This is a genomic window from Agrobacterium sp. NPDC089420 (assembly GCF_044900305.1).
Taxonomy (GTDB): Bacteria; Pseudomonadota; Alphaproteobacteria; order Rhizobiales; family Rhizobiaceae; genus Agrobacterium.
The window spans coordinates 21,775-28,335 of the sequence record NZ_JBJDMY010000030.1; the positions used below are offsets into that span (position 1 = coordinate 21,775).

At 60.0% G+C, this 6,561-nt stretch carries 6 protein-coding genes and 1 pseudogene; 1 reads left to right on the forward strand and 6 read right to left on the reverse strand.

Annotated features, from left to right (window positions below; genetic code table 11):
* Window positions 1–2 precede the first annotated feature (2 nt).
* The 5 genes from ACI2KA_RS25370 to ACI2KA_RS25390 all read right to left on the reverse strand — a co-directional run bounded on the left by ACI2KA_RS25370 (window position 3) and on the right by ACI2KA_RS25390 (window position 5,189).
* Complete coding sequence (locus tag ACI2KA_RS25370; protein ID WP_404505213.1) at window positions 3–875, reverse strand: ABC transporter permease; 873 nt, start codon at window positions 873–875, stop codon at window positions 3–5.
* A 24-nt stretch (window positions 876–899) separates the two neighbouring features.
* On the reverse strand, window positions 900–1,940 hold the full coding sequence (locus ACI2KA_RS25375; RefSeq protein ID WP_404505214.1) for an ABC transporter substrate-binding protein: 1,041 nt from the start codon (window positions 1,938–1,940) through the stop codon (window positions 900–902).
* Window positions 1,941–2,002: 62 nt separating this feature from the next.
* Window positions 2,003–3,307: an NAD(P)/FAD-dependent oxidoreductase gene (locus ACI2KA_RS25380; RefSeq protein WP_404505215.1), complete on the reverse strand. Its 1,305-nt coding sequence runs from the start codon at window positions 3,305–3,307 to the stop codon at window positions 2,003–2,005.
* 17 nt (window positions 3,308–3,324) lie between these two features.
* Window positions 3,325–4,056, reverse strand: coding sequence for an HAD-IA family hydrolase (locus ACI2KA_RS25385; protein WP_404505216.1), 732 nt, complete (start codon window positions 4,054–4,056; stop codon window positions 3,325–3,327).
* 41 nt (window positions 4,057–4,097) lie between these two features.
* Entirely contained in the window at window positions 4,098–5,189 is a 1,092-nt protein-coding gene (locus tag ACI2KA_RS25390) for an ABC transporter ATP-binding protein (RefSeq protein WP_404505217.1), read from the reverse strand.
* Between the two features lie 232 nt (window positions 5,190–5,421).
* On the opposite strand from ACI2KA_RS25390, the gene ACI2KA_RS25395 reads away from it, so the two are divergent.
* The gene (locus tag ACI2KA_RS25395) at window positions 5,422–6,402 is read left to right on the forward strand and encodes a LysR family transcriptional regulator (RefSeq protein WP_404505218.1); all 981 of its coding nucleotides are present in this window, start codon (window positions 5,422–5,424) and stop codon (window positions 6,400–6,402) included.
* Window positions 6,403–6,467: 65 nt separating this feature from the next.
* Here the strand turns inward: ACI2KA_RS25395 and purU are convergent.
* A pseudogene (gene purU / locus ACI2KA_RS25400) lies at window positions 6,468–6,561 on the reverse strand (formyltetrahydrofolate deformylase); the annotation flags it as partial.

The following is a 6,561-nucleotide window of genomic DNA, read 5'->3' on the forward strand; positions in this document are numbered from 1 at the left end:
CGTCACCTCGTTCCCATGATGCGTTCGAACGGAATGATCAGGCTTGCCAGCCGGAAGACGATAAAAACGCAGACCATCAGGACGACGCTGATCGACGAGGCCGCGCCCCATTCGTTATAAACTTCGATATTGCGCGAAACGAGCATGGACACCATGTAGGTGCGCCCGCCGCCCAGCAATTCCGGCGTGATATAAAAACCAAGCGTCAGCACGAAGACCAGCACCATGCCGGCGATCATGCCCGGCAACGACAGCGGCAGGAAAACGCGCCAGAAGACATGCATGGGAGACCCGCCGAGGCTGGCGCCCGCCATGGTCAGCTCCGCGGGAATTTTCTTCATGGTCGCATAAAGCGGTAGCACCATGAAGGGCAGCAGGATGTGGATCGTCGCCATGACCGTGCCGAATTCATTGTTGACCAGCCGAAGCGGTGCGTCGATCAGGCCCGAGCCCGTCAGCGCCGAATTGATGATGCCGTTGCGCTGGAGCAGGATAAGCCAGGCATAGGCCCGCACCAGAACGGACGTCCAGAAAGGCAGGAGAACCATGGCCAGAACCAGCACGCTCCAGCGCTGCGGCAGGCCCGCCGCCACATAGGCGACGGGATAACCGAGGAGGACAGTCATCAGCGTGACGGCCGCCGCGATGCGGAAGGTCTGAAGGAAGGTCATCCAGTAAACGGAATCCGTCAGGAACCGCTGATAGTGAGCGAGCGTGAAGCCGCCATCCTGCCGGATCGACTGCCAGCCCAGCCACAGCAGCGGCAGAACCAGCAAAACGACGACGACAATGAGAGCCGGCGCCAGCAGCATCAGCATAAGCCTTTGTTCGCGCCGCTCATGCAGTTCCGAAGGATTTCGTTTTGACCGTGCCATCAGTGACCCTCCACAGGCCGATGATTATTGCTGGATGAATTGCGCCCAGCGCTTTTGCGCCTCCTCGCCAGCTGGCGAACTCCACCACTCATCCGATACCAGCACCTGAAGGGCCGCATTGTTCGGCGAACTCGGCATTTCGGCGGCGCGTTCCGGCGATATCTTGCCGGTCTTGTAAGCTTCCGGATTGCCCGGACCGTAATCGATATAAGCCGGGAAATTCGCCTGGATTTCAGGGGTCAGCGCCGCATTGACGAACTTGACCGCCGTTTCAAGGTTGGGTGCGCCCTTGAGAATGCACAGCGACGTATATTGAAGGAAACCTTCGTTGAACGAATAGCCGATCGGCGCGCCTTCCTTCACCACCGCAGCAACGCGGCCGTTCCAGGCCATTTCCATGTCGACTTCACCGTCGGCCAGCAGTTGCGCCGACTGCGCACCCGAGGTCCACCACACCGTCACATAAGGCTTGATCTCCTCAAGTTTCTTGAAGGCCCGGTCGACATCGAGCGGGTAGAGCTTGTCCGCCGGGACGCCATCGGCGAGCAGCGCCGCCTCCAGTGTCGCGAGCGGATGATTGCGCAGCGCCCGTGTGCCCGGAAATTTCTTCACATCCCAGAAATCCGCCCAGCTTTTGGGAGGATTGCTGCCGAACTTGTCCTTGTTGTAGGCAAGCACGCTCGAATAGAATTCATAAGCGACCGAATAGGGGCTCTTATATTCGGCCGGCATCTTTTCGGCATTGGGTATCTTGGAAAAGTCGAGTTTTTCGATCATGCCCTGTTCGCCGCCGCGTATGCAATCCTTAGCCGGCGTATCAATGACGTCCCAGACGATCTTTCCGGATGCGGACTGGGTCTTGATGACCGGCCAGGCATCGGGGGCGCTGTCCTGATTGACGGTGATACCGAGCAGTTTGGCGACCGGATCGAGGATCGCCTTGGTCTGCGCCTCCTGATAGGCGCCGCCCTGCGACACGAAGGTGACCTGTTCCGCCGAAGCCATGCCGGCCGAAAAGACGGCGGCGGATGCGGAAAGCACGAGCATGGAAAATCTGTATTTCATTCGTCGTTCTCCTCTTTTATGGCGAGGCGCTGTCGCCCCTGTTGGCATGCGACTGTCGGGTCTTAACGCCCGATTGCATCGAGGAACTGATACCAGCCGGCGACGAGCCGGACGGCTGGCTCCCTGATGGGATAAAAGGGCACGGGTTTGAGCGGCTCGGCGGTCAATAACCCAAGATCGGGTCTTTCCCCCGCGATCATGGCGGCAACGTAACGGCCCATATTGGAAGCCATCGCCACACCGGTGCCATTATAACCGACGGCATAAACGACCCGGTCGTCCAATCGGCCAAGATGGGGAATGCTGTCCATCGTCATCGCAACGAGACCGGACCAGCGATGGGTGACCGATACCGATGCAAGCTCCGGAAACTGCCGCACCATGGCCTTGTGGAGCGCCGCGAAAGCGCTCTCCGAATCCGCCTTGCCGAAGGCGCCGCGCCCGCCATACATCAGGCGGTCACCGGCCTTGCGGAACCAGCGCATCATGCGTCGCGTCTCGGTATAACTGCGCCCTTGCGACAGAAGGGCTTCGCCGGGTTTGCCGGCCAGCGGTTCGGTCGCGATCATCGCCGAGCGGAAGGGAATAATGGATTTCCGGACTGCCGAGGTAGCGGCCGTCAGGTCGGAATAGGAATTGGTCGCGATCACGACCTGGCCAGCCGAGACGACACCGCCAGGCGTTTCGAGAAGGATGCCGGCATGATCACGCCTGAGCGCCGTTACCGGCGTCCTCTCGTGGATCGCAATACCTGCGGCGCTCAGCCCCGCCGCCATCCCCAGAACGAAATTCAGCGGATGAATGACGCCGCCATGGCTATTGAGCATGCCGCCGACGAAATCGCGTGAGCCCGTCTCCGCCTGCATTTCTTCAGCCGAGAGAATGGTGCATGCGTCATCGCCGAGCGATCCGCGCAACCACTCGACTTCTTTCACCAGACCATCGAGCGACAGCTGGTTATGGGCACAGCGCAGCGAACCGGTGGGGCGATAGTCGGCGGCGGCAATCGCGTAGTCTTCCACCAGTTCGCCGACATGATCGATGGCCTCGATACCGAGATCATGCATGCGTCGCGCCGTCTCCAGCCCGTAACGGGTGGCGATGTCCGAGAAGGACAGCCTGAACTTGCCCGACACGACACCGCCATTGCGCCCGCTTGCGCCCCAGCCGATCTGGCTCGCTTCCAGCACCACCGGAGAAAGGCCGCGGCGGGCGAGGTAACGCGCCGTGGAAAGGCCCGTATAGCCACCGCCGATGATTGCGACATCGAACCGCTGATCGCCCGAGAGCCGATCGAAGGCAGGACGGCTTGAAGCCGTCTCCTGCCAGAGGGAATGGATATCGGGAAAGGGAGGATGTGCAGCCATCGGTCCGGCTCTCTCTGTCAGGCCGCCGTCGCCGTCTTGATGCCGGCTGCGAGTTCCGCATCCACCGCATCGGCCAGCTGCTTGAGCGAGGAGAAGTGGAAATCGGGCCGGGTCACCACTTTCGGAGCCGGAGTGCCGCCGAAACCATGCTGGCCCTGGCGACGTTCGATCCAGCAGGTCGTGTAGCCGAGTTCGCGGGCGACGCCGATATCGTGGTGCTGGCTCTGGGCGACGTGCAGGATTTCCGACTGCTTGAAACCAAAGGCGGACTGACGGCCCTTGTTGAAGGCGAAAAACTGCGGATTGGGCTTGGCGCAACCGGCCTCGTCACAGGTGACGCTGTCATGAAACGGATTGCCGAGCGTATCGGAATAGGCGGAAAAAGCCGTGCGGTCGGCATTCGTCATGGCCACGAGACGGAAATTCTTGCGCAGCCGGGCAAGCGCTTCGACGGAATCCGCAAATGCAGGCCAGCGCAGCACGGCAAGCTGAAAGGCTTCGGCCGTAGCGTCGTCATTGTTGAATCCGAGTTCGCCGGCGAGCGACAGGTAAACGTCCTTCATGGCGAAGGAGGAACGGCCATAAAATTTGTCACGGCCACGCTTATAGGGCTCGAAGATTTCGTCGTCGCTCGCTCTGACCGCCTTTTCACCGCCAAGCGCGCGCACCGCATTGAGCACACCCGTTTCGAAATCGATCAAAGTGCCGACCACGTCGAAGGTCATGACCTTGAATTGCGTAAGCTGCATCGTCTTTATCCTTGTTGACAATATTCATTCAATGGCATGCGTCAGCCCGCTTCGGGGACGATCACCGTATCTTCGGGGTGGAGGGAAAGCGTGATGGCCTCACCCGGCGATTTCATCAGCGCGCGGCCGGCATGATTGCTGGGAAGCCGGAAGCTCAGATCGTCACCGCTCTCCAGCCGGACGAAAACCCTTATGCTTTCGCCCTGATAGAGCGTATCGGTCACGGTGCCCATCAGCCTGTTGCAGCCGTCGGCGTCGCTGCCATCCGCCACTACCAGCTTCTCGGCATGAACCACGAGATGCAGCTTGTCGCCCTCCGGCACGCGATGCGCCGTCTTCAGCAGCCGGTTGCCCAGCAGCACCGCATTATCGCCATGGCGCTGAACCGCAAGCAGCGTCGCCTCACCGATGAAACGGGCGACAAAGGCGTTGGCCGGCCGGTCATGCAGGCGCTCAGGCGTATCGACCTGCACCAGGCGCCCGCTGTGCATGACCGCCACGCGGTCGCTCATCGTCAGCGCTTCGCGTTGATCATGCGTGACATAAACGATTGTTGCGCCGAGCCGTCCGTGCAGACGCTTCAGTTCAATCTGCATCGTTTCCCGCAGCTGCTTGTCGAGAGCGGAAAGCGGCTCATCCATCAGGATCAGGCCCGGCTCGAAGATCATCGCGCGGGCCAGCGCCACCCGTTGGCGCTGGCCGCCCGACAATTCATGGATACGCCGGTTCTCGTAACCCGTGAGTTCGACCATCTCGAGCGCAGACCGGAGTTTTTCCGGCCAGCTCGATTTCGGCAGCCGCCGCGCTCTTAACGGAAACGTGATGTTTTCGCCGACACTCATATGCGGAAACAGCGCGTAGTTCTGGAACACGATACCGATATCCCGCTTATGGGGCGGTTCAAATGTAATATCCCGACGGCCCAGCCAGATTGAACCGGATGTCGGCTGCACAAAGCCGCCCAAGATGCCCAGCAGCGTGGTCTTGCCCGAACCGGAAGGCCCGAGAATGGACATGAATTCCCCGGGAGCAACGTCCAGGCTGATATTGTCCAGCGCGCGAAACGTTCCGTAGCACTTGATCGCCTCTTTGATGGAAACGCCGACACGCTCCCTATTTTGCTGCTCAACCATATGATTCCACTACAAAATACCAGCATCTTCGGCGTTAGTCCGAAATGCGGCCGCACGTTTTTGTAGAACGAAGAGCAGATTTACAGCCAAGAGCACCGAGCGCCGGCCTGCAACCAATCTGTCACGTTCCCCTGAATGCATGGAAGGTCTCTCGCCTTCGTTGACAGCAAAGAGACCAAACAAAACGAGGATGCGCAATTGAAAAAAAATCTAGTCGATGTTACAAAATGTAATGACATTCCTTCGCCGTTCCCTGCCGTCCATGAATGGCCTCTTTACTTTCGAGGCGGCTGCGCGCTGCGGCAGTTTCTCCAGGGCCGCAGACGAGCTGAACGTGACGCCTGCGGCGGTGAGCCGCATGATGTCGCGGCTTGAGGAACATCTTGATACCACGCTGTTTCTGCGGCAGCCCGGCGGCGTAACACTGACGGAGCCAGGGCAACTTCTGTTCGATGCGATTGCCCGGGGTTTTGCGGGAATAGAAAGCGCCCTGCGGGAAATCGAAGATCGCCGGACCGGTATCGAGACCGTCTCTCTTTCCGTCTCGACCGGCTTCACCACCCATTGGATGATGCCGAAAATGGCGGAGTTCAAAAAGGAATTTCCCAACGTCGACCTGCGCTTCCAGCTCGTGATGGGCGCCCTCTCCGGACCGGTCAACGACGTCGATCTCGGCATGCGCTTCGTTGATGGACCTGACAAGCACCACGAGGCGGCTTTCGTCATGCCCGAAATCCTCCTGCCGATCTGCAGTCCGGGCTATAGTGAAAGCCACGCGATTTCCGGTAACGACATTGATCGCGTGCCCGATACGACGATCAATCTGAGCGATGCGCAACCCGACTGGTCGAAGCTGTTCACCCCGGCCAGCGGCAGCGATCCGCAGAATTCGATGATCTTTTCCGACTATGCCATTGTCGTGCAGGCCGCCCTGTTGGGCCAGGGTGTCGCGCTTGGCTGGCTGAACGTCATCGCCCATTGGCTAAGGAAACGGGCGCTGGTCCCGGCGAATGACCAATTGATGATCACGGGCCGGCGCTGCCATCTCATCCGGCTTCGCGCCAAACCTGTCCGGCCGATTGTCGCCCACGTCAAGGAGTGGATGATCAGTGAATTGCAGGCGGATGTCGAGGCGGTGAGCGCCCTGTATCCATCCCTGAATATCCGCCGCGTGGGAAGCGATGATGCCGCCATCAGCCGGGAACTGCGGTAAGTAGGCAGCGCGGCAGCCGGGCTTTAGCCATTCTGCGGTCATCCGCAATCGTTGGTTGCCCTCTCTCACCCCATCCGTTCCGAAGCATAACTTCCCGGGCTTGGCGGGAAGACGACGGTGCGGTTGCCGTTGATGAAGGTGCGGTGGTGGATATGGGCG

Excerpts from the sequence above, each read along its gene's own strand:
- ACI2KA_RS25375 (WP_404505214.1), bottom strand. The coding sequence starts at position 1,940 with ATGAAATACAGATTTTCCATGCTCGTGCTTTCCGCATCCGCCGCCGTC.
- ACI2KA_RS25395 (WP_404505218.1), top strand. The coding sequence starts at position 5,422 with ATGACATTCCTTCGCCGTTCCCTGCCGTCCATGAATGGCCTCTTTACT.
- ACI2KA_RS25370 (WP_404505213.1), bottom strand. The coding sequence starts at position 875 with ATGGCACGGTCAAAACGAAATCCTTCGGAACTGCATGAGCGGCGCGAA.
- ACI2KA_RS25385 (WP_404505216.1), bottom strand. The coding sequence starts at position 4,056 with ATGCAGCTTACGCAATTCAAGGTCATGACCTTCGACGTGGTCGGCACT.
- ACI2KA_RS25390 (WP_404505217.1), bottom strand. The coding sequence starts at position 5,189 with ATGGTTGAGCAGCAAAATAGGGAGCGTGTCGGCGTTTCCATCAAAGAG.
- ACI2KA_RS25380 (WP_404505215.1), bottom strand. The coding sequence starts at position 3,307 with ATGGCTGCACATCCTCCCTTTCCCGATATCCATTCCCTCTGGCAGGAG.